The following is a 19520-nucleotide window of genomic DNA, read 5'->3' on the forward strand; positions in this document are numbered from 1 at the left end:
TATTTGTGGTGAACACAGCCTTCCTGTGGGGGCGGGCTTGCTCGCGAAAGCGGTTGTGGCCGCACCGAATAGCTTGAAGCCTTACAAAATCCGGTAGAGCAACCGCTCAATCCGCACCCGGCTCACGCGCTTGAGAAACTTCGCCACCCCGCTCGGGTACTCCGGCAAGGTTTCCAGACTCTGGAAACTCTCGATACGCGTGGTATGGCGAAATATTTCCTCCAGCTCCTTCGCCCGCGGTTCCAGCCACTCGCCTTGCTGATCATCCATCAACAGCGCGTTTTCCAGATCCAGACGGAACGCCCGTGGATTGAGGTTGTTGCCGGTCAGCAGCGTATAGCGCTGATCGATCCACATGCCCTTGAGGTGATAGGTGTTGTCACCGTCACGCCACAGGTGCAGGTTCAACTGGCCGCTGTCGATGTTGCGCTGATGCCGTTTGGCAAAGCGGCGCAAGCTGATCTCGTACAGGTACGGCAATGCCGCGATGACCTTGAACGGTTCGCTTGGCGGGATGTAAAAGTCGTTGGCGGTCTTGTCGCCCACCACGATGTCGATCTTCACGCCGCGAGCCAGCGCACGGTTGACCTCACGGATCACGCCCAGCGGCAGGTTGAAGTACGGCGTGCAGATGGTCAGTTGCGTTTGCGCGCTGGCGATCAACTCGAGAATCACCCGGTTCAGCGGGTTGTTCTTGCCGACGCCAAGCAACGGACTGACCGATAGGCCAGTGTGCGCCGTACTGCCGGCGCTGGTGTCGTATGCCGCGTATTTGAGTCGACTGCGCAGATCGCCAATATAGTTGCGCAGGCTTCGGGTGGTCGGCAGGTTCGGCAAATCAAGACGGTGCACCGCTTTGGATTCGATCAGGCCGTGCTTGACCAGGTGATGCATCGAATCCGCCAGCTCAGGGCTGCGCAGGACGTGATAGCGGTCGAAACGGTACTTGTCGAACTTGTGCAGATAAACGTTGTTCAGGCTCGCACCGCTGTAGACCACACAATCGTCGATCACGAAGCCCTTCAAATGCAGCACGCCAAACAACTCGCGGGTCTGCACCGGCACACCGTAAACCGGCACTTCGCTCTGGTGGGTGCGGGTCATCTCCTGATACCACGCCGAGTTCCCCGGCTGCTTGCCGGCGCCGATCAACCCGCGCTGGGCGCGCAGCCAGTCGACCACCACAGCAATTTCAAGCTCTGGACGCTTGAGTTTGGCGGCGTGCAAGGCATCGAGGATTTCCTGACCGGCTTCGTCTTGCTGCAAATAAAGCGCGACGATGACGATACGCTGGGTCGCCTCGGCGATTTTCTCCAACAGGCAACGACGGAACTCGGCGGCACCGGACAGAATGGTCACGGCCTCGGCGGTCAGCGGAAAGCTGCGCAATTTAGGCAGCAGAGAACGTTTGAAAAGCAACGGCATAGGGCTCGCAATGGGTCGAATCCGAAGAACCCGAGAGCTTACACCATCGACTCGTTCGGGTCTTGTTACTGGCTGCAATATCCCCTTCGTGAGCAGGCTCACTCCCGCCTTTGAAAAACGATCCACGGCGAGGGCGGACTTGCTCGTGAGCGCCACTTTGAAATCAACGCTTGACCAAGGAGAACGATCATTCTACTGTTTGCCACATGAACCTGACTACTGACCCATCGACTCGCGACATCATTCTGGATGTCACCGAAAAGCTGATTTACAGAAGCGGCATCGCCGCCACTGGCATGGATCTTCTGGTGAAAACCGCCGGTGTCTCCAGAAAAAGTATCTACCGCTACTTCGCCAACAAAGAGGAGCTGACCGTCACCGCCCTGCAACGCCGTGACGTGCGCTGGATGCACTGGTACCGAAACGCCGTCGATCAGGCCGAAACCCCCGCCGATCGCTTGCTCAACCTGTTTACCGTGCTCAAGGGCTGGTTCGCTTCGGAAGGTTTCCGCGGCTGTGCGTTCATCAATACCAGCGGCGAAACCGGCGACCCTCAGGACCCGGTGCGCCAGGTCGCCAAAGAGCACAAACAGAAGCTGCTCGACTATGTGTGCGAGCTATGTACCGAACATGGCGCCAAGGATCCGCAACTGCTGGCCAAACAGATGCTGATCCTGATTGATGGCGCCATTACCGTAGCGCTTGTGATGGGTGATCACAGTGCCGCCGATAATGCGCAATGCATGGCGCGAAAGTTGTTGGACCTGTAACACCTTAATGAGCCTGACAAGTTGTTTAAACGTTGAATTTATCGGGAGACTTAACATGTCTACTGCAGCCCAGGTACGTCCACCATTGCCGCCCTTCAACCGAGATTCGGCGATCGAGAAAGTTCGTTTGGCCGAGGATGGCTGGAATTCTCGCGATCCGGAAAAGGTATCGCAGGCCTACACCCTCGATACAAAGTGGCGTAACCGCGCCGAGTTCGCCAGCAACCGCGAAGAAGCCAAGGCCTTCCTGACCCGTAAATGGGCCAAGGAACTGGATTACCGTTTGATCAAGGAACTCTGGGCCTGGTCTGACACGCGCATTGCCGTGCGTTACGCCTACGAGTGGCACGACGATTCGGGTAACTGGTTCCGTTCTTACGGCAACGAAAACTGGGAGTTCGATGAGAATGGCTTGATGTTCCAGCGCTATGCCTGCATCAACGACATGCCGATCAAGGAAAGCGATCGCAAGTTTCACTGGCCGCTGGGGCGTCGCCCGGATGATCATCCGGGGCTGTCTGATCTGGGTTTGTAATTTCACGAAGACCGCGGTGTAGACGCGAGCCTGCTCACGAAGGCGTCTTGTCAGCCAGAATTTCTGTCGCTGGCACCCCGCTTTCGCGAGCAGGCTAACGGCTCGCGGCAACACTTGGAAATGAGTAACATGGCGATCCTCCCCGCAGCCTAGAACTGCGCCCTGCCGAATAAGCCGATTCCATGCCTTTCGAACTCAGTGTTGACCTCACCACCCTGGCCATTCTGGCCCTCGTCGCTTTCATTGCCGGATTCATCGACGCCATCGCGGGCGGGGGCGGCCTGTTGACCACACCTGCGTTGCTGACCGCCGGCCTGCCGCCGCATCTGGTGCTGGGTACCAACAAACTCAGTTCGACCTTTGGTTCGGCCACCGCCAGTTTCACCTTTTACCGACGCAAGCTGTTTCATCCACGGCAATGGGTACACGCGATTATCGGTACCTTGGTTGGCGCGCTGGCGGGCGCCATCGTCGCCCATTACCTGCCCGCAGAATGGCTGAACAAAATGCTCCCGGTGATCGTCTTCGCGTGCGGCTTGTACCTGTTGTTCGGCGGCACACCAAAAGCGCCGCTGGACAGCGACGCACCGATCAAAAAGAAATGGCAATCAAGCCAAGGCTTCAGCCTTGGTTTCTACGACGGTGTGGCCGGCCCCGGCACGGGTGCGTTCTGGACCGTCAGCAGCCTGCTGCTCTACCCCATCGATCTGGTCAAGGCCAGCGGCGTGGCGCGCAGCATGAACTTCGTCAGCAACATTGCGGCGCTGTCGGTGTTCGTGTTTTCCGGGCAGGTGGACTGGATCATCGGCCTGAGCATGGGCCTGTCGGTGATGGTCGGCGCGTTCTTTGGCGCGCGCACCGCGATCAGCGGCGGCGCCAAGTTCATTCGCCCGGTGTTCATCACCGTGGTACTGGGTTTGACCGTGCGTCTAGCCTGGCAGCACTGGTTCAGCGTGGCCTAAGCGCCGCGCCACGTAGACGTCGATCAGGTAACGGGCAATCGATTTTGACGCCGGTAACGGCGGCAGATCATGCACGTTGAACCATTGGGCGTCTTCGATCTCGTCTTCCTGACAGACAATCTCACCGCCGGCGTATTCAGCATGGAAACCCAGCATCATCGAATGCGGAAACGGCCAGCACTGGCTGCCCATGTATTGAATGTTCTTCACCTCGATCTGCACTTCTTCACCCACCTCTCGAATCAGGCAATCTTCGGCCGACTCGCCCGGTTCGGCAAACCCGGCAAGCGTGCTATAGACGCCGGTAACGAAGCGCGGTGAGCGTGCCAGCAAAATCTCGTCGCCACGGGTGATCAGTACGATCATGCTCGGCGAAATGCGCGGGTAACTGCGCAAATCGCACAGCTGGCAATACATCGCACGCTCACGTGGCACCTGCGTCATCGCTTTCCCGCAATTGCCGCAGAAGCGATGTTCTCGAGCCCAGGTGCCGATCTGCGCGGCGTAGCCCAAGACTTTATAGATCGTGTGATCGCCATCGAGCATGAACGCCCGCAGACCTTTCCAGTTGCAACCCGGCACCTCGCTGGCACTGCGTAATTCCAGCAGGTACACCGGCTCGCCATCGAGATGGCCAATGCCATGTTCGGCGAGGGTCGACAGGTCCTGACGCTTTAGCCATTCCCGGGGGAATAGTGCGCCGTTGTCATCGAACAGAAAGCCTTCGGGGCTGCGCGCCACCGCCCAACCGCCGGGTTGATCAGTGTCCAGTACTGCAGTGGTCCAGCGAGATGTCATGGTTTCTCAATCCAGAAATTCGGGTTTCTGTTTGCTCATATGGGCGGCCATGGCCACGCGCAAATCGGTGGATTGCAACATGGCGGCGTTCCAGGTGGCAACGTATTCGAGACCGTCGTCGATGCGATGGTCGCGCATGTAGCTGATCATTTCTTTAGTGCCAGTGACCGCGATAGGCGACTTGGAAGCGATGTCGCGGGCGATATCGAAAACGCCTTCGAGCAGCACATCCTTATCGCTGTAAACACGATTGACCAGACCGATGTTACGCGCCTCTTCAGCGCCGAATGTGCGACCGGTGTAAGCCAGCTCACGCAGCATGCCGTCTCCGATGATCCGCGGCAACCGTTGCAATGTGCCAACATCAGCGGCCATGCCGATATCGATTTCCTTGATCGAGAATTGCGCGTCTTCGGCGGCGTAGCGCATGTCGCACGCGGCGATCAGGTCAATCGCGCCGCCCAGGCAGTACCCCTGAATGGCTGCCAGCACTGGTTTGCGGCAGTTGTCGACGGCGTTGAACGAGGCTTGCAGGGTCAGGATCTTGCGGCGCAGCAGGCGCGCATTGCGACCGACGTCCTTGCCCAATTCATTGGCGACGCCGGCGAGCATCATCAGGTCAATGCCGGAGGAAAAGTGTTTGCCATTACCGCTGAGCACCACCACGCGCACTTCGTCTGTGTCGTCGATCCACTGGAAGATCTCGACGATCTCGCTCCAGAAAGCGGCGTTCATCGAGTTGATTTTTTCCGGACGGTTGATCTGCACATGAGCGATATTGTTGGCCAGTTCGACACTGAAGGCGGTGTATTGAGACATGGCAGTGATCCTTTACCGGGCTGAAAATGAAGCCCGAACTATAACAAGGCATCGCGGTGGCGGTTCGGCCAAATGCGGGACTGAGTTGAGTTCTGCGGCCTCTGCGCCGGTGTGTGGCGAGGGAACAGGCTCCCTCGCCACAGCGGGTTACTTCAGACCGATTCTGTACAGCGAACCATTCTCCTCGTCCGTCAACACGTACAGGTAGCCATCCGGCCCTTGCCGTACGTCACGGATGCGCTGCTTGAGTTCGCCGAGCAAGCGCTCCTCATGCACCACCTTGTCGCCATCAAACTGCAGGCGAATCAGCTCCTGTGTCGCCAGCGCGCCGATAAACGCGTTGTGCTGCCACGGTTTAAAACGGTCGCTGTCGTAAAACGCCATCCCCGATACGCCTGGCGACTTCTCCCACACATGATGCGGCGCAATCGTGCCTTCAGCGGTTTTACCCTGAGCTTCCGGGATCGGCTGCATGGAATAGTTGATGCCGTGAGTCGCCAGTGGCCAACCGTAGTTTTTCCCCCGCTCGATGATGTTGATCTCATCACCTCCGCGCGGCCCGTGTTCATTCTCCCAAAGCGTGCCGGTCCACGGATTGAGTGCTGCGCCCTGTGGATTGCGCTGGCCGTACGACCAGATCTCGGGCCGCACGCCAGACTGACCCACGAATGGATTGTCGTCCGGTACTTTGCCGTCGGGGTAGATACGTACGACTTTGCCTTGCAGCTTGTCGAGATCCTGCGCGGTGGGCCGGTCGTTGTTTTCGCCCAGGGTGATGAACAGATAACCGTCGCGATCAAACACCAGTCGTGAACCGAAATGGTTGCCGACAGAGAGTTTCGGCTCTTGGCGGAAGATCACTTTAAAGTCCTTCAACGTTTTCAGGTCGTCCGACAGCCGCCCACGCCCTACGGCCGTCCCGGCCTTGTCCCCGACGCCGCCGCCTTCGGCGTACGACAGGTAAATCAGCCGGTCCTGTTTAAAATCTGGTGAGAGCACGACATCCAGCAAACCGCCCTGCCCTTTGGCCCAGACCTTCGGTACGCCGCTGACAGGCGCAGACAATTGACCTTCTGTACCGACCACCCGCAGGTTTCCCGGTCGTTCGGTCACCAACATACCCTGGCGGTCCGGCAGAAAGGCCAGCGCCCACGGATGCTCGAGTCCTTGGGTAATCGTGGTGACTTCAAGGGTGCCCTGCTCGCTTTGCAATTCTTGGGTAGCGGCCAAGACCGGAGCATTGATCAGTGCGCTGACGCACAGGCTGGCCAGGAGGGTTTTACGCAACATGCACGAGTCCTTTTGTTCGTTTCAGAGGCTGGCAGAACAGCAGTCCTGCCGTTCAGCGGTTACTGCCGGAATCCCGCGAGGGAGGGTTGGGAATGAACGCGGGCGGTTTACTTGGCGACGAGCGAATCGGCTGGCCGTTGCCAATGCCACGATTCTCAACGGTGGGCTGGCGTGGCGTCGGTACGGTGTTTGGCCCTCGCATTGGCGGGGCATTGGGATGGGTGCCCTGCATGCTGTTTGGGTTGGCCCGGCGGATTGGGCTGTTGTAGGGGTTGTTGCTGTTGCCGGCAGGGCTTTGCGCCAGCAGGACATCCGCATGAACCAGACCGCCACTGAGTGTCAGGACGGTGATGCCAAGCAGAATTCGGTTCATGGGGCGGCCTCTCGATGGGCATGGAATAGAGCCTTCGAGTCCACGCTACGCCCAGGGTTCGGATTTGTTAACCCATGACCTTTAAACAACATGTAACACGGCTTGACCGAACCCTCGGAAGCCGCCAAATGACGGGGAAGTTTCGCCCTGAGCCGCGGGCACCTGAAGATCACCCGGGTAAATCAGCCTGGCTCTTACACTCTGCAAAGGCGCAGGCTTGCTCGCGAAGGCGTCGGTGGCGGCTTTATATTCATCAGATCAAGATGAAGACAGCCAGTAAACCACCGAAAATCGCCCACTTTTCCATGTAGTACCGCTTGCGGTTGCGCTTTTTCAGCTCTTTGCCGCGCAAACGAATCTTGTAGATTTTGGTAAACAACCGGTTGATCCCGCCAGTACGGTCCCCCGCATCATTCGGCGCACCCGCTGCCGACATCACAGTGCGGCTAAACCAGCCGTTGAACGCTGCGGCCCATCGATACTTCAGCGGCCGCTCGATGTCACAGAACAGGATGATCCGGTTCTTGTCGGTCTTGTTTTCAGCATAGTGAATGAACGTTTCGTCGAACATCACCGCTTCGCCATCGCGCCAGTGATAGTTCTCACCGTCGACATTGATATAGCAACCCTCATCGTTCGGCGTTTCCAGGCCCAAGTGATAACGATAAGAACCGGCATACGGGTCGCGGTGACGCACCAGTTTCGATCCCGGAGGCAACTCGGCAAACATTGCCGCCTTGATCGAACCGATGCTTTGTACCAGTTCGGTCGTTCTTGGGCACAACTTCATCGCCGACGGGTGACTGTCGCCGTACCATTTCAGGTAGAACCGCTTCCAGCCGGTTTTGAAAAACGAGTTGAATCCCACATCGTTGTATTGATCGGAACGTTTGATCTCGCCAGCGCGCAGCAGATTCTGCCCTTCTTCGCGAATCTCCTTCCAATGGGCTTGCAATGGGCTCAGATCAGGAAAGTCTGCCGGATCGAGATAAGGCTTGTTCGGCTTCTTCGAGAACAGATAGAGGAAGCAATTGATCGGCGCGAGAAACGTCGAGTGATCACTCAGTTGCCGGCCCAGTTTGTGGCGCACACGGCCACGCAGGTGTACGTATGCAATGGAAATGACATAAATAGCAGCAATGATAAGTTTCACGAAAAATCGTCACACGTCAGAAGTGAACAAACTGCGCGCACCCGGGAGCATGAACTCTGGCGTCTTATGCAGTGGTCTGAGTACACATGGCGCGTCCTTGAGCCCACGCCGTTCTAGGGCGCTAGGTGAATGGATGGCATTTTAGCCACACTTTGTAACCGATAGTGAGCCTTCATCTGTGAAAAACTGTCCCGCGATTGTGCCAATCGGCGTTCGTGGCGTGTTCGCCCTATCGTTTAAAGAGCTAGACCAGTACAATCGCCGCCAAACTTTACGCGCCCCCCTTGGTTGATGACGGGACCTCCCCGCTTCAGCGCACTTTGACTCGGGCCAAGCGCTCCGGCCGCACCCTCGCAATTCAGAATGCTTCGCAGGAAAAACTCTTGATCTCTACAGCTAACATCACGATGCAGTTCGGCGCCAAGCCGCTCTTCGAAAACGTTTCGGTCAAATTTGGCGCGGGCAACCGTTACGGCCTGATCGGCGCCAACGGTTGCGGCAAGTCGACCTTCATGAAAATCCTTGGCGGCGACCTTGACCCGTCCGGTGGTCAGGTCATGCTCGAGCCGAACGTGCGCCTGGGTAAATTGCGCCAGGATCAGTTCGCCTACGAAGAATTCACCGTGATCGACACCGTGATCATGGGTCACGAAGAGCTGTGGAAGGTCAAGGCCGAGCGCGATCGCATCTATTCGCTGCTGGAAATGACTGAAGAAGACGGCATGGCCGTGGCCGAGCTGGAAACCGAGTTCGCCGAAATGGACGGCTACACTGCCGAATCCCGTGCCGGCGAGTTGCTGCTGGGCCTGGGCATTCCACTGGAACAGCATTTCGGCCCGATGAGCGAAGTCTCGCCAGGCTGGAAACTGCGCGTATTGCTGGCTCAGGCGCTGTTCTCCGATCCGGAAGTGTTGTTGCTCGACGAACCGACCAACCACCTGGACATCAACACCATTCGCTGGCTGGAAAACATTCTGACCCAGCGCAACAGCCTGATGATCATCATCTCTCACGACCGTCACTTCCTCAACAGCGTGTGCACCCACATGGCTGACCTGGATTACGGCGAGCTGCGTCTGTTCCCGGGCAACTACGACGAGTACATGACCGTGGCGACCCAGTCCCGCGAGCAACTGCTGTCGGACAACGCCAAGAAGAAAGCGCAGATTTCCGAACTGCAATCGTTCGTCAGCCGCTTCTCGGCCAACGCCTCGAAAGCCAAGCAGGCCACTTCCCGCGCCAAGGCGATCGACAAGATCCAGTTGGCCGAGGTCAAGCCTTCGAGCCGTGTCAGCCCATTCATCCGTTTCGATCAAAACAAGAAGCTGCATCGCCAGGCCGTCATGGTCGAAAAAATGGCCAAAGGCTTCGACGGCAAGCCGTTGTTCAAGGATTTCAGCTTCCAGGTCGAAGCGGGCGAGCGCGTCGCGATCATCGGCCCGAACGGTATCGGCAAGACCACCCTGCTGCGCACCCTGGTCAACGAACTGACCCCGGATGCCGGTAGCATCAAGTGGACTGACGCCGCGGAACTGGGTTACTACGCTCAGGATCACGCGCACGACTTCGAAGACGACGTCACGCTGTTCGACTGGATGGGTCAGTGGACTCAGGGCGAGCAGATGATTCGCGGTACTTTGGGCCGCATGCTGTTCTCCAACGACGAGATCCTCAAGTCGGTCAAAGTGATTTCCGGTGGTGAGCAAGGTCGCATGCTGTTCGGCAAGCTGATCCTGCAAAAGCCGAACGTGCTGATCATGGACGAACCGACCAACCACCTGGACATGGAGTCGATCGAAGCGTTGAACCTGGCGCTGGAAAACTACCCGGGCACGCTGATCTTCGTCAGCCACGACCGTGAGTTCGTATCGTCCCTGGCTACGCGCATCATCGAGCTGAGCCCGGATGGCGTGACCGACTTCAGCGGCACCTACGATGATTACCTGCGCAGTCAGGGTGTGGTGTTCTAAGAACAGCTATTCGTTTTGAGCTGCCAGTGAAAAGCCCTGTCCTTTGTGACGGGGCTTTTTGCAATCTGACGTGAGGAACATGGCGGTTCAGATGCCTTCGCGAGCAAGCCCGCCCCCACAGGGGAGCGCATTGAACCTGTAGCGCGCCGCAACGAAATCAGCGCTCAGGAAAATAGTTAGCCTGCTTTCTTTTGTTCTGCGCCCACGCCATGATGCGAACTCTCCCACCGCCGCCCGCGAACGAGTCCTCATGTCTGCTCCGCAAAGCTCTATGGCGATCACCCTGCAGATCGTATCCATCGTTTTCTATACCTTTATTGCCTTTCTCTGCATCGGACTGCCGATTGCGGTGCTGCCCGGTTATGTTCACGAACAATTGGGTTTCAGCGCCATCATTGCCGGGCTGGTGATCGGCTCGCAGTACCTGGCCACGCTGCTCAGTCGGCCGATGGCCGGACGCGTGTCGGACACCATCGGCACCAAACGGGCGATTGTTTATGGGCTGCTGGGGATTGTGTTCAGCGGTGTGCTGACGCTGGTGTCGACGCTGCTGCAAAGCTTTGCGCTGCCGAGCCTGCTGATTCTGATTGCCGGGCGTTTGCTGCTGGGCATCGCCCAAGGCTTGATCGGGGTGGGCACCATCAGTTGGTGCATGGGCCAGGTCGGGGTCGAACATACGGCCCGATCAATCGGCTGGAATGGCATCGCCTCTTACGGCGCGATTGCCATCGGCGCGCCGCTGGGTGTGGTGATGGTCGCCGATTACGGTTTTGCCAGTCTCGGCATCGCACTGTCGGTGCTGGCCATCGGTGCGCTGCTGTTGATCCGCAATAAACCTTCAGTGCCGGTGGTGCGCGGCGAACGGCTGCCTTTTTGGGCTGTGTTCGGACGCATTGCACCGTTTGGCGCCAGCTTGAGTCTGGCTTCGATCGGATACGGCACGCTGACCACCTTTATCACCCTCTATTACCTTAATCGTGGCTGGAGCGGCGCCGCGTATTGCCTGACCGTTTTCGGCGTGTGTTTCATCCTGTCGCGCCTGCTGTTCATCTCTGCCATCAGTCGCTTCGGCGGTTTCAATTCGGCCATTGCCTGCATGACCATTGAAACCGTTGGCCTGGTCATGCTTTGGCTGGCGCCCTCCACGGCGTACGCGTTGATGGGGGCAGGCATGGCCGGGTTCGGCCTGTCGCTGGTGTATCCGGCACTGGGGGTCGAGGCGATCAAACAGGTGCCCAACTCCAGCCGTGGTGCCGGGTTGAGTGCTTATGCGGTGTTTTTTGATCTGGCGCTGGCGATTGCCGGGCCGTTGATGGGCGCGGTGGCGTTGAATCTGGGGTATTCGTGGATTTTCTTCAGTGCGGCGCTGTTGTCGGTGACCGGGCTGGGGTTGACGCTGCTGCTCAAGCGGCGGGCAGAATCTCAGGTCTGAAGTGCTTCGATCGTGATGAACCGACGATATTTATTGATCCGCTGTCTGCATCCCCGCTCGGCTCGGTTTGCCCAAGGTATGGGCGAAGAATCGTCCGGCCTCGGAAATCAGGTTGCGGTGGATGTCTTCACGATCCACGCCATCAGCATCGGTACACAGCGCCGGCATGGCGAGAATCTGCTCTTCGCTGCACGGCGCCATGAACACAAAGTGCCCTGCTCCGGCCAGTAGCTTGAAGTCCGGTGCAGTCGGCAGTTTACGCGCCAGCGCCGCCGCGTTTTTATCGAATGCGACGAGTTTGTCGCCATCGCCGCTGTACAGCAGCACGGGCACATGCACGTCGGCCAACGTTTGACGACCGAATTTCAGACTCAACGGCGCCATCAGCAACAAGGCATGAACACGCGGGTCGGCCACCGGTTGCAAGTCGTCACGATCAACAATGAGCTCGCCCTTGGTGTTGCAGGCGTCCCGATCATCCGGGCGCTCCTGGCAATAGCGGCGCAGGCGATCCAGATCCGGTTGTGCGCCAGAGAGAATCAACGCTGTCTCACCACCCGCCGAATATCCGATGACTCCGACCTGATCCGCATTGACGAACGGCGCCAGCATGCGGTCGCCAAGGGTGGCGGTGATCGCTTCGGAAATCTGGATAGGCCGCCCATAGAGATTGCTCAGGGTGCCCAGTCGGCTGTGATCCTTGGAGTTGTCACCGGGGTGGATCACCGCGACCACCACAAACCCTTTGCGGGCCAGCGAGGTGGCAAGATCGTGCAGCGCCAAGGGGGTGCCGGTGTTGCCGTGGGACAGCATCAGCATCGGAAAACGGCCCATGGCGACCTTGGTGTCTTCGCCGGCTTCAATCGAGTAGCCCTCAAGCAGGCTCATGTGCTTGCGCTCACTGGAGGGATAGAACGCGATGGCGCGCATCGGTTGCAGATCCAGCGGATCGAGGAATGTCATCTCGTGGTAGCCAACGCTCCAGACCGGGTGAACCCCAGGCGCAGCTTGCACTGAGTTCAGGCCGCCCAGCAGGCAAATCAGTAACGCTGCACCAAGACGCATCATGGGGTGCCCCACCCTGTTGTTACTCAATCGAAAGATCCGTTGCTTTGTGAGGCCGGTACGCCGGGAATTCGACGAACTGTGACGACAATGCATCCAGACGCTGATCGTTTGACTGCATAACCTGGGCCAGATTATGTAACAGTCAGAAACAAAAAACTCCGTATTCGGCCCTTGCAGAACCAGAATACAGAGTTTTCGGGGGATTGCCTGAACTTGAGCAGTTCTTTATGCAAGCCTTACGCGGCGGCGAAAAGTTGCTCGCTGATCTTCGCTTGAGCAGCAGTCATGGCGTTGTTGCGCACTTCTTCACCATACGCCAGGCCTTCGGCACGGACGATCTCGATGTCTGTGATACCAAGGAAACCCAACACCAGTTTGAGATATTCCTCGTGGGCAATGCCGCTCGCCTGGCCGGCATGGATACCGCCAGACGTGGAGACGATGACCACCTTCTTGCCACCGCACAGGCCTTCTGGGCCGGCTTCGGTGTAACGGAAAGTCTGGCCGGCAACCGCAACGCGGTCGATCCAGGCCTTGAGTTGGGTCGGCACGGTGAAGTTGTACATCGGCGCGGCGATCACGATAGCATCGGCGGCGATGAACTCGGCCAGCGTCGAAGCGCTCAGATCGGCTTCATGCTGTTGTGCGGCGTCGCGCAGTTCAGCGGTCGTACCGGCAGCAACCAGCGTGGTCGACGAGAAGTGGCTGATGGCGTCAGCGGCCAGGTCGCGATAGGTCACTACGGCGCTTGGCTCTGCAGCTTGCCAGGCGTTGACGACTTGGCTGCTCAACTGACGGGAAGCCGAGTTGTCGCCCAGAATGCTCGAATCGATATGCAGCAGTTTCATGTGGAATCTCCTGGAATGAATCGCCGGTGGCGACGGAATGGAGACAATCCTACGCAACAAACCAATAGCTGATTAGCCGCCAACAATGCGATAGTTCGTCCCACTGATAGAACAGTCGGATCTCAACCATGCAAGACCTCAACGATCTCTACTACTTCGCCAAAGTCGTCGAGGCTGGCGGCTTCGCGGCGGCCGGGCGTTTGCTGGGCATTCCCAAGTCAAGGCTGTCGCGGCGCATTGCTGAACTGGAAGAGCGTCTCGGTGCGCGCTTGCTGCAACGCACCACCCGCCAACTCAATTTGACGGCCGTCGGCGAACGATATCTGCGCCACTGCCAGGCAATGCTGCTGGAAGCAGAAATGGCTGACGAAGCCGTGGCCAGCATGTCCAGCGAGCCGCGCGGCCGTTTGCGGGTGTCATGCCCAACCGGTCTGGCGCGGGAAATGCTGCCGTCGGTCATCAGTGAGTTTCTTGGCAAATTCCCTAAGGTCCAACTGGAAATAGTCCTGCTCAACCGCCGTGTGGACCTGGTCGCCGAGGGTTTCGACGTTGCCCTGCGTGTGCGTGAACCGGGTGATGAAGACCCGCTGTTGGTGACCCGACGCTTGCGCCAGGCGCAAACGGTGTTGGTGGCCAGCCCGGCGTTTATCCAGGGGCAAACAATCAACCACCCGCAGGACTTGAGAAACCTGCCGGTGCTGGGGGCGCTTGAGGCTGATCGCCTGGTGCATGTGCGACTGTTCGATCAGGATGGCGGAAGTTTCGAGTTGAACATGGAGGCGCGCCTGGGCATTGATGACTTTATCGTGCGCAAGACCTGTGTCCTGGCGGGCCAAGGCTTCACCTTGCTGCCAATGATGTACTGCGAAAACGAGTTGCAAAACGGCACGCTGGTGCAGTTGCTGCCCGAATGGTCGCTGACCGGCGGCTGGCTGCAAGCGGTGTATCCGCATCGGCGCGGCGTGATGCCGGCCGTGCGCGCGTGGATCGATCATCTGGTCGAATCGTTCAGTGCCTGTGGGGAGCGGTTGTTATGAAACAAGGAAAGATGAGCGAAGCTGACGTGGCCGCGTTCTGTCTGGCATTGCCGGGCGCGCGCGAGGACTACAAATGGGGTGGCGTTCGGGTGTTTTCGATTGCTGGCAACAAGATGTTTGCCTTGCAGGGGCTTCGCGGCGATTCGCTGGCGTTCAAGGTAGACAAGGATCTGTTTCTGGGCCATTGCGACCGACCGGGGATTCATCCGGCGCCCTATCTGGCACGGGCGCAGTGGATCATCATGCACCCGCCCTACCCTTTGGCCGCTGAGGAGTTGCGGGGTTTGCTGCAACGATCGCATCAATTGGTGGTGAGCAAGCTGCCGAAGAAAACTCAAGTCGGCCTGCGGTTGTAACCGAATCCGGCTGAAAACAACCCTTCGAAACTGTGGGGGCGAGCAAGCCGCTCCCACACGACTTCAACGTGTTGTTTAGAGCAGTGCCAGGAGGTTGGAGCCGAGGAAGATCTGGTCGATCCAGAACACCTGGTGCAACAGGACGATCACCCAGAACAAAATCTGATACGAGACCTTGCGTGTCTTGTGCCTGAACACCTGCTGGGCGATCAACGCACCGGGCCAGCCACCGGCCAGTTCAACCGCATGAAGAATGTTCTCCGGCGTGCGCCACGCATCGGCGCGGGCCTTGCGCTTGTCAGCCCAATACATGAAGAACGCCAGCACGCTGACGACGCCATAAGCCGCCAACGGCACCAGCGATATCCCGCGCCCCCCCATCGACAGCGAGCCGTACAACGGCAACGCACAGACGACAGCCAGAACAACCAGTTTCAGTTTCAGGTTCTGAATACCGCCGCCCGAAGGTCGACCTTCGGGGCGGCGTGCGCGGGTATCACTCACGGCTTGGCCGCCGACCAGTCCACCCAACCAAACTGCCACGTTGCCAGAATCACCAGACCAAAGACGATTCGATACCAGGCAAACGCTGCATAACTGTGGCTGGCAATGAACTTGAGCAAACCGCGTACCGCAATCATCGCGAAGATAAACGCAGTGACGAAACCGATGGCGAACACCGGAAAGTCGGCCGGCACAAACAGATGGCGGTACTTGAAACCGGAGTAAACCGCAGCACCGACCATGGTTGGCATGGCGAGGAAGAACGAGAACTCGGTGGCGGTTTTGCGTGACAGGCCGAACAGCAGGCCGCCAATGATCGTCGAGCCGGAGCGCGAAGTGCCGGGGATCATTGCCAGGCATTGCGCAAAACCGATTTTCAGCGCGTCGGTCCAGCGAATCTCATCGACCGTTTGCGCGTGCACTTCATGCTGTCGCTGTTCAGCCCACAACATGATGACGCCCCCCACCACCAACGCCGTAGCCACGGTGATCGGGTTGAACAGATACTGATGGATCAGATCGGCAAAGATCACGCCCAGCACAACGGCGGGCATGAAAGCGATCAGCAGGTTGGCGGTAAAGCGCCGCGCGCGGGGCTGAGTCGGCAAACCGACCACCACGTCGAGGATCTTGCGACGAAATTCCCAGACCACTGCGAGGATAGCGCCAAGCTGAATAATGATGTTGAACGCCATGGCCCGCTCGCCGGCAAAATTGAGCAGGTCGGCAACGATGATCTGGTGTCCGGTACTGGAAATGGGCAAAAACTCCGTCAGCCCTTCTACAACGCCTAGTATCAGTGCCTGCAAGGCAGTCCAAAGATCCATCAATCCCCCAAAGAGCGATGCGCTCAGGCATGCTCCGATAGTATTTTCTAACGTTCACTGCGATCAGCGTGGCCGGATATTGCGGTACCGATTTCGCGCGCTCAGGATCCACACGAAGGGGTCAAAATTCCGTGAAATATTAATTTGGATTCAGGTTTTCACACGCGGGGCCGAAATCCTAACAGACAAGCCTTATTAGCGCTGCCGCGTTATACGACTTGGGTCGCGTATGCCCGCTCACGAAATCGTGGTTGGATGCTGGCGGTCGTTTATTACAAGAAAAAGAATCAGGAGTGACAGCGTTATGAACAGCTTGCGCAGTGTGTCGATCAGCCGACGCTTGTGGCTCATCTTGATTGTGGCCGTGGTCATGTTGCTAACCTTGGGCGTGTTGATGCTCAAGCAGATTCACGATGACCTGTATCACGCCAAAGCCCAGAAAACCCAGCATGTGGTACAGACCGCCAGCGGATTGCTGACCTATTACCATGACCTGGAAACCGCCGGCACTCTGACCAGAGAAGCCGCGCAAAAACAGGCAGTCACCGCCATCCGTGGCCTGCGCTACGACCAGAGTGACTATTTCTGGATCAACGACCTCACGCCCGTGATGGTCATGCACCCCACCAACCCCAAGCTTGAAGGCCAGAATCTCTCGGCGATCCGCGATCCGGACGGTTTTGCAGTGTTCAACGAAATGGTCGCCATCGCCAAAGCCAAGGGCGCCGGCATGGTCGATTACCGTTGGCCAAAACCCGGTGCCACCGAGCCTGTTGCCAAAACGTCCTACATCAAGTTGTTTGAGCCTTGGGGCTGGGTGATTGGCTCTGGCGTGTATGTCGACGATGTGCAGGTCGAGTTCCAGGGGCAAGTCATCAAGGCGTCGGTCGTCGGCCTGGCGATTTCGCTGATCATGGCCCTGCTGGTGATTCTGATGGCCCGCAGTATCGTGCGGCCATTGCAGGAAACCGTAAGCGCCATGGCCAACATCGCCAGCGGCGAAAGCGACCTGACCCGCAGCCTCGATACCCACGGCAAGGATGAGGTCACGGAGCTGGCTCGTCATTTCAACGCGTTCACTGCCAAATTGCGCCGGGTCATCGGTGACTTGCAGGTATCGGCCAGCGCCCTCGGCCAGTCGTCCTGCGAACTGGGCAACGATGCCTCGCAGGCCCAGGAACGCAGCCAGCAACAATCGCAACAGATGGAACTGGTCGCCACCGCGATCAACGAGGTGACTTACGGTGTGCAGGACGTGGCTAAGAACGCGGAGCATGCCGCCGCCGAAATGCGCGACGCCGAGGCGCAGGCACAACAGGGCCAGATCAATATCGACGGTAGCCTGCAACAGATCGACAAGTTGTCCGGCACCATTGATCAAGCCGTTGAAGTGATTCGTACCCTGGCTGACGAAAGTACCCAGATCGGCAGCGTGCTGGAAGTGATTCGTTCGATTGCCGAGCAAACCAACTTGCTCGCGCTCAACGCGGCCATCGAAGCGGCGCGCGCTGGCGAACAGGGCCGCGGATTCGCCGTGGTGGCGGATGAAGTGCGCTTGCTGGCGCAGCGTACGCAGAAGTCGACAGCGGAGATCCAATCGATGATCGAGCGACTGCAAAATCACTCCGAAGCGGCGGTCAAGGTGATCGGCGACAGTAGCAAGGCTTCGCAACTGACCATCGAACAGGCCGGGCTGGCCGGTGCCAGCCTGAACGCCATTGGCCAGGCATTGCGCAATCTCAATGGCCTGAACGCGTCGATTGCCAGTGCGACGCTGCAACAGGCGCATGTGGTTGAGGACATCAACCAGAACGTCACGCAAGCAGCCGGGTTGTCTCACAGCACCGCAATGGCGGCAGAGCAGTCGAGTGCGGCGAGTGCGCGGCTGGGGCAATTGAGCGAACAACTGAACAGCCTGCTGCGCCAGTTCCGCGTCTGACAACCATGCCCCTGAGGGAGTGAGCTCGCTCCCTCAGGTCAGGCGGCGCAGCGCTTAATGCCTCGGTCGTGTTTTTGGGTACAATCCGCCCCCCTTCAACTCCCCCAAAGGAACCTACATGTCCGGGCTTGAACTGTTTGCTGCCGCCCTCGGTGTGATCGCCGTTTGGCTGACGGTCAAACAGAACCCGTGGTGCTGGCCCATCGGTTTGGTCATGGTGTTGCTCTATAGCTGGATCTTCTTTGAAGTGAAGCTGTATTCGGACATGTTGCTGCAAGTGATCTACGCCGCCCTTCAGATCTACGGCTGGTGGCAATGGACGCGTGCCGGGACGATGCATGACGGGCGCGAAGTGACCCGCCTCGACACCCGCTCGATTTTCCTTGGCCTGTGCGCTGGCGCGGTTGGCAGTGTGTTGCTCGGTGCGGCCATGGCCCACTGGACCGACGCTGCACAACCGTGGCTGGACGCAGCACTCACCGGTTTCAGCCTGGTGGCACAGCTGTGGATGGCGCAAAAACGCCTGCAATGCTGGGCTCTGTGGTTCGTGCTTGATGTGATCTTTGTCGGATTGTTTATCTACAAAGGGCTTTACCTCACCGCCGCGTTGTACGGCTTGTTCACCCTGCTGGCGGTACAAGGCTGGCGTGAATGGCGGGCTGATCCGGCGTTGCGCACATGAAAGTCGTGGTTCTGACCGGCCCCGAGTCCACCGGCAAGAGCTGGCTGGCGGCGGGCCTTCAGCAGCATTTCGGTGGCCTGCGCGTCGACGAATACGTACGCTTTTTCATCGAACAGAACCCTCGGGAGACGTGTCTGGCCGATATCCCCGAAATCGCCCGCGGCCAACTGCAATGGGAGGATCAGGCGCGGGCGCAGCAACCGCCACTGCTGATTCTCGACACCCACCTGTTGAGCAACATCCTGTGGAGCCAGACCCTGTTCGGCGATTGCCCACCCTGGCTGGAGCCGCAGTTGCTGGCCCGGCATTACGACTTGCACCTGCTGTTGTGCCCGGAGCAGATCGACTGGACCGATGACGGGCAACGCTGCCAGCCGGATCTTGGCGAGCGTTTAGGGTTTTACCAGGCTACCCACGACTGGCTTGAGCAGCACCGGCAACCGTTTCAGATCATTCAAGGCCATTGGACCGAGCGCCAGGCGCAAGCCTTTGCTGCGGTCGAGCGATTGCTGGCCGAATCAGCCGACTCATAGGGACGCCGGCCTCATGGCCGCCGTCTCGCGGGCCAAAGTGTCCGTTTCTGAAACACTTGCCTGAGTGCAAAGCGCCCGTCTCAGTGGCCTTCACCGCGTTGTCATCCCAGTTGTTAAGCGGCTGAAACACATTGGCGCAAACCCTTCTTCCAGAACTTTGTATCGACTTTGGTCGGATACTTGCCAGCCAGCCTGTTTC

The 19520-nt window shown here is 58.5% G+C and carries 20 protein-coding genes and 1 pseudogene; 11 read left to right on the plus strand and 10 right to left on the minus strand.

Annotated features, from left to right (window positions below; genetic code table 11):
* Window positions 1-81: 81 nt before the first annotated feature.
* Complete coding sequence (pssA, locus tag AACY11_RS08205; protein WP_339465099.1) at window positions 82-1425, minus strand: CDP-diacylglycerol--serine O-phosphatidyltransferase; 1344 nt, start codon at window positions 1423-1425, stop codon at window positions 82-84.
* Window positions 1426-1631: 206 nt separating this feature from the next.
* Here pssA and AACY11_RS08210 point away from each other — a divergent pair, with 206 nt between their 5' ends.
* The 3 genes from AACY11_RS08210 (at window position 1632) to AACY11_RS08220 (ending at window position 3692) form a co-directional block, all read left to right on the plus strand.
* On the plus strand, window positions 1632-2195 hold the full coding sequence (locus AACY11_RS08210; protein ID WP_339465100.1) for a TetR/AcrR family transcriptional regulator: 564 nt from the start codon (window positions 1632-1634) through the stop codon (window positions 2193-2195).
* A 55-nt stretch (window positions 2196-2250) separates the two neighbouring features.
* Window positions 2251-2730, plus strand: coding sequence for a nuclear transport factor 2 family protein (locus AACY11_RS08215; protein ID WP_339465101.1), 480 nt, complete (start codon window positions 2251-2253; stop codon window positions 2728-2730).
* A 182-nt stretch (window positions 2731-2912) separates the two neighbouring features.
* Complete coding sequence (locus AACY11_RS08220; protein WP_339465102.1) at window positions 2913-3692, plus strand: TSUP family transporter; 780 nt, start codon at window positions 2913-2915, stop codon at window positions 3690-3692.
* On the opposite strand, the gene nudC is transcribed toward AACY11_RS08220, so the two are convergent.
* The 5 genes from nudC to lpxO all read right to left on the minus strand — a co-directional run bounded on the left by nudC (window position 3660) and on the right by lpxO (window position 8125).
* Window positions 3660-4490 (minus strand): NAD(+) diphosphatase, encoded by an 831-nt coding sequence (gene nudC / locus AACY11_RS08225; protein WP_339494383.1) that lies wholly within the window; start codon window positions 4488-4490, stop codon window positions 3660-3662. The two genes, AACY11_RS08220 and nudC, sit on opposite strands and share 33 nt — an antisense overlap.
* 6 nt (window positions 4491-4496) lie before the next feature.
* Window positions 4497-5309 (minus strand): crotonase/enoyl-CoA hydratase family protein, encoded by an 813-nt coding sequence (locus AACY11_RS08230; RefSeq protein ID WP_221731677.1) that lies wholly within the window; start codon window positions 5307-5309, stop codon window positions 4497-4499.
* Window positions 5310-5456: 147 nt separating this feature from the next.
* On the minus strand, window positions 5457-6599 hold the full coding sequence (locus tag AACY11_RS08235; RefSeq protein ID WP_339494384.1) for a PQQ-dependent sugar dehydrogenase: 1143 nt from the start codon (window positions 6597-6599) through the stop codon (window positions 5457-5459).
* Between the two features lie 52 nt (window positions 6600-6651).
* Window positions 6652-6972 (minus strand): hypothetical protein, encoded by a 321-nt coding sequence (locus AACY11_RS08240; protein WP_339465105.1) that lies wholly within the window; start codon window positions 6970-6972, stop codon window positions 6652-6654.
* 253 nt (window positions 6973-7225) lie between these two features.
* The gene (lpxO, locus tag AACY11_RS08245) at window positions 7226-8125 is read right to left on the minus strand and encodes a lipid A hydroxylase LpxO (RefSeq protein WP_339465106.1); all 900 of its coding nucleotides are present in this window, start codon (window positions 8123-8125) and stop codon (window positions 7226-7228) included.
* 383 nt (window positions 8126-8508) lie between these two features.
* Here lpxO and AACY11_RS08250 point away from each other — a divergent pair, with 383 nt between their 5' ends.
* Together AACY11_RS08250 and AACY11_RS08255 are read left to right on the plus strand one after the other, a co-directional pair.
* A complete protein-coding gene (locus AACY11_RS08250) occupies window positions 8509-10095 on the plus strand; it encodes an ABC-F family ATPase (protein WP_339465107.1) in 1587 nt (528 codons plus the stop codon).
* 250 nt (window positions 10096-10345) lie between these two features.
* On the plus strand, window positions 10346-11527 hold the full coding sequence (locus tag AACY11_RS08255; protein ID WP_339465695.1) for an MFS transporter: 1182 nt from the start codon (window positions 10346-10348) through the stop codon (window positions 11525-11527).
* A 30-nt stretch (window positions 11528-11557) separates the two neighbouring features.
* Here the strand turns inward: AACY11_RS08255 and AACY11_RS08260 are convergent, their stop codons facing one another.
* Both AACY11_RS08260 and AACY11_RS08265 read right to left on the minus strand, forming a co-directional pair.
* Complete coding sequence (locus tag AACY11_RS08260; protein WP_339494386.1) at window positions 11558-12595, minus strand: alpha/beta hydrolase family protein; 1038 nt, start codon at window positions 12593-12595, stop codon at window positions 11558-11560.
* 236 nt (window positions 12596-12831) lie between these two features.
* Window positions 12832-13443 carry an FMN-dependent NADH-azoreductase gene (locus tag AACY11_RS08265; protein ID WP_339465698.1) on the minus strand — a complete coding sequence of 204 codons (612 nt, stop codon included), beginning with the start codon at window positions 13441-13443 and terminating at the stop codon, window positions 12832-12834.
* 128 nt (window positions 13444-13571) lie between these two features.
* Here AACY11_RS08265 and AACY11_RS08270 point away from each other — a divergent pair, with 128 nt between their 5' ends.
* Both AACY11_RS08270 and AACY11_RS08275 read left to right on the plus strand, forming a co-directional pair.
* Window positions 13572-14480 carry a LysR substrate-binding domain-containing protein gene (locus AACY11_RS08270; RefSeq protein WP_339465699.1) on the plus strand — a complete coding sequence of 303 codons (909 nt, stop codon included), beginning with the start codon at window positions 13572-13574 and terminating at the stop codon, window positions 14478-14480.
* The gene (locus AACY11_RS08275; RefSeq protein WP_339494388.1) at window positions 14477-14836 is read left to right on the plus strand and encodes an MmcQ/YjbR family DNA-binding protein; all 360 of its coding nucleotides are present in this window, start codon (window positions 14477-14479) and stop codon (window positions 14834-14836) included. The genes AACY11_RS08270 and AACY11_RS08275 overlap by 4 nt, the downstream gene beginning before the upstream one ends.
* A 75-nt stretch (window positions 14837-14911) precedes the next feature.
* On the opposite strand, the gene AACY11_RS08280 is transcribed toward AACY11_RS08275, so the two are convergent.
* Window positions 14912-15340 carry a DUF1294 domain-containing protein gene (locus AACY11_RS08280; RefSeq protein WP_339465703.1) on the minus strand — a complete coding sequence of 143 codons (429 nt, stop codon included), beginning with the start codon at window positions 15338-15340 and terminating at the stop codon, window positions 14912-14914.
* The gene (locus tag AACY11_RS08285; RefSeq protein ID WP_339494389.1) at window positions 15337-16167 is read right to left on the minus strand and encodes an undecaprenyl-diphosphate phosphatase; all 831 of its coding nucleotides are present in this window, start codon (window positions 16165-16167) and stop codon (window positions 15337-15339) included. The genes AACY11_RS08280 and AACY11_RS08285 overlap by 4 nt, the downstream gene beginning before the upstream one ends.
* A gap of 394 nt (window positions 16168-16561) precedes the next feature.
* On the opposite strand from AACY11_RS08285, the pseudogene AACY11_RS28335 reads away from it, so the two are divergent.
* From AACY11_RS28335 to AACY11_RS08300, 4 genes and pseudogenes are all read left to right on the plus strand, one after another.
* A pseudogene (locus tag AACY11_RS28335) lies at window positions 16562-17248 on the plus strand (cache domain-containing protein); the annotation flags it as partial.
* A 123-nt stretch (window positions 17249-17371) separates the two neighbouring features.
* A complete protein-coding gene (locus AACY11_RS28340; RefSeq protein WP_401138962.1) occupies window positions 17372-18106 on the plus strand; it encodes a methyl-accepting chemotaxis protein in 735 nt (244 codons plus the stop codon).
* Between the two features lie 118 nt (window positions 18107-18224).
* Window positions 18225-18788, plus strand: coding sequence for a nicotinamide riboside transporter PnuC (gene pnuC / locus AACY11_RS08295; RefSeq protein WP_339465706.1), 564 nt, complete (start codon window positions 18225-18227; stop codon window positions 18786-18788).
* Window positions 18785-19321 carry an AAA family ATPase gene (locus tag AACY11_RS08300; protein ID WP_339494391.1) on the plus strand — a complete coding sequence of 179 codons (537 nt, stop codon included), beginning with the start codon at window positions 18785-18787 and terminating at the stop codon, window positions 19319-19321. Before pnuC ends, AACY11_RS08300 begins: the two co-directional genes overlap by 4 nt.
* Window positions 19322-19520 lie beyond the last annotated feature (199 nt).

It is taken from the genome of Pseudomonas sp. RA_105y_Pfl2_P56, from assembly GCF_963970845.1.
Classification (GTDB): Bacteria; Pseudomonadota; Gammaproteobacteria; order Pseudomonadales; family Pseudomonadaceae; genus Aquipseudomonas; species Aquipseudomonas baetica_A.

What these genes read in the sequence shown, in the direction of transcription:
- pssA (WP_339465099.1), bottom strand. Translation starts at nt 1,425, where the DNA reads ATGCCGTTGCTTTTCAAACGTTCTCTGCTGCCTAAATTGCGCAGCTTT.
- AACY11_RS08210 (WP_339465100.1), top strand. Translation starts at nt 1,632, where the DNA reads ATGAACCTGACTACTGACCCATCGACTCGCGACATCATTCTGGATGTC.
- AACY11_RS08215 (WP_339465101.1), top strand. Translation starts at nt 2,251, where the DNA reads ATGTCTACTGCAGCCCAGGTACGTCCACCATTGCCGCCCTTCAACCGA.
- AACY11_RS08220 (WP_339465102.1), top strand. Translation starts at nt 2,913, where the DNA reads ATGCCTTTCGAACTCAGTGTTGACCTCACCACCCTGGCCATTCTGGCC.
- nudC (WP_339494383.1), bottom strand. Translation starts at nt 4,490, where the DNA reads ATGACATCTCGCTGGACCACTGCAGTACTGGACACTGATCAACCCGGC.
- AACY11_RS08230 (WP_221731677.1), bottom strand. Translation starts at nt 5,309, where the DNA reads ATGTCTCAATACACCGCCTTCAGTGTCGAACTGGCCAACAATATCGCT.
- AACY11_RS08235 (WP_339494384.1), bottom strand. Translation starts at nt 6,599, where the DNA reads ATGTTGCGTAAAACCCTCCTGGCCAGCCTGTGCGTCAGCGCACTGATC.
- AACY11_RS08240 (WP_339465105.1), bottom strand. Translation starts at nt 6,972, where the DNA reads ATGAACCGAATTCTGCTTGGCATCACCGTCCTGACACTCAGTGGCGGT.
- AACY11_RS08255 (WP_339465695.1), top strand. Translation starts at nt 10,346, where the DNA reads ATGTCTGCTCCGCAAAGCTCTATGGCGATCACCCTGCAGATCGTATCC.
- AACY11_RS08260 (WP_339494386.1), bottom strand. Translation starts at nt 12,595, where the DNA reads ATGATGCGTCTTGGTGCAGCGTTACTGATTTGCCTGCTGGGCGGCCTG.
- AACY11_RS08265 (WP_339465698.1), bottom strand. Translation starts at nt 13,443, where the DNA reads ATGAAACTGCTGCATATCGATTCGAGCATTCTGGGCGACAACTCGGCT.
- AACY11_RS08270 (WP_339465699.1), top strand. Translation starts at nt 13,572, where the DNA reads ATGCAAGACCTCAACGATCTCTACTACTTCGCCAAAGTCGTCGAGGCT.
- AACY11_RS08275 (WP_339494388.1), top strand. Translation starts at nt 14,477, where the DNA reads ATGAAACAAGGAAAGATGAGCGAAGCTGACGTGGCCGCGTTCTGTCTG.
- AACY11_RS08285 (WP_339494389.1), bottom strand. Translation starts at nt 16,167, where the DNA reads ATGGATCTTTGGACTGCCTTGCAGGCACTGATACTAGGCGTTGTAGAA.
- AACY11_RS28340 (WP_401138962.1), top strand. Translation starts at nt 17,372, where the DNA reads ATGGAACTGGTCGCCACCGCGATCAACGAGGTGACTTACGGTGTGCAG.
- pnuC (WP_339465706.1), top strand. Translation starts at nt 18,225, where the DNA reads ATGTCCGGGCTTGAACTGTTTGCTGCCGCCCTCGGTGTGATCGCCGTT.
- AACY11_RS08300 (WP_339494391.1), top strand. Translation starts at nt 18,785, where the DNA reads ATGAAAGTCGTGGTTCTGACCGGCCCCGAGTCCACCGGCAAGAGCTGG.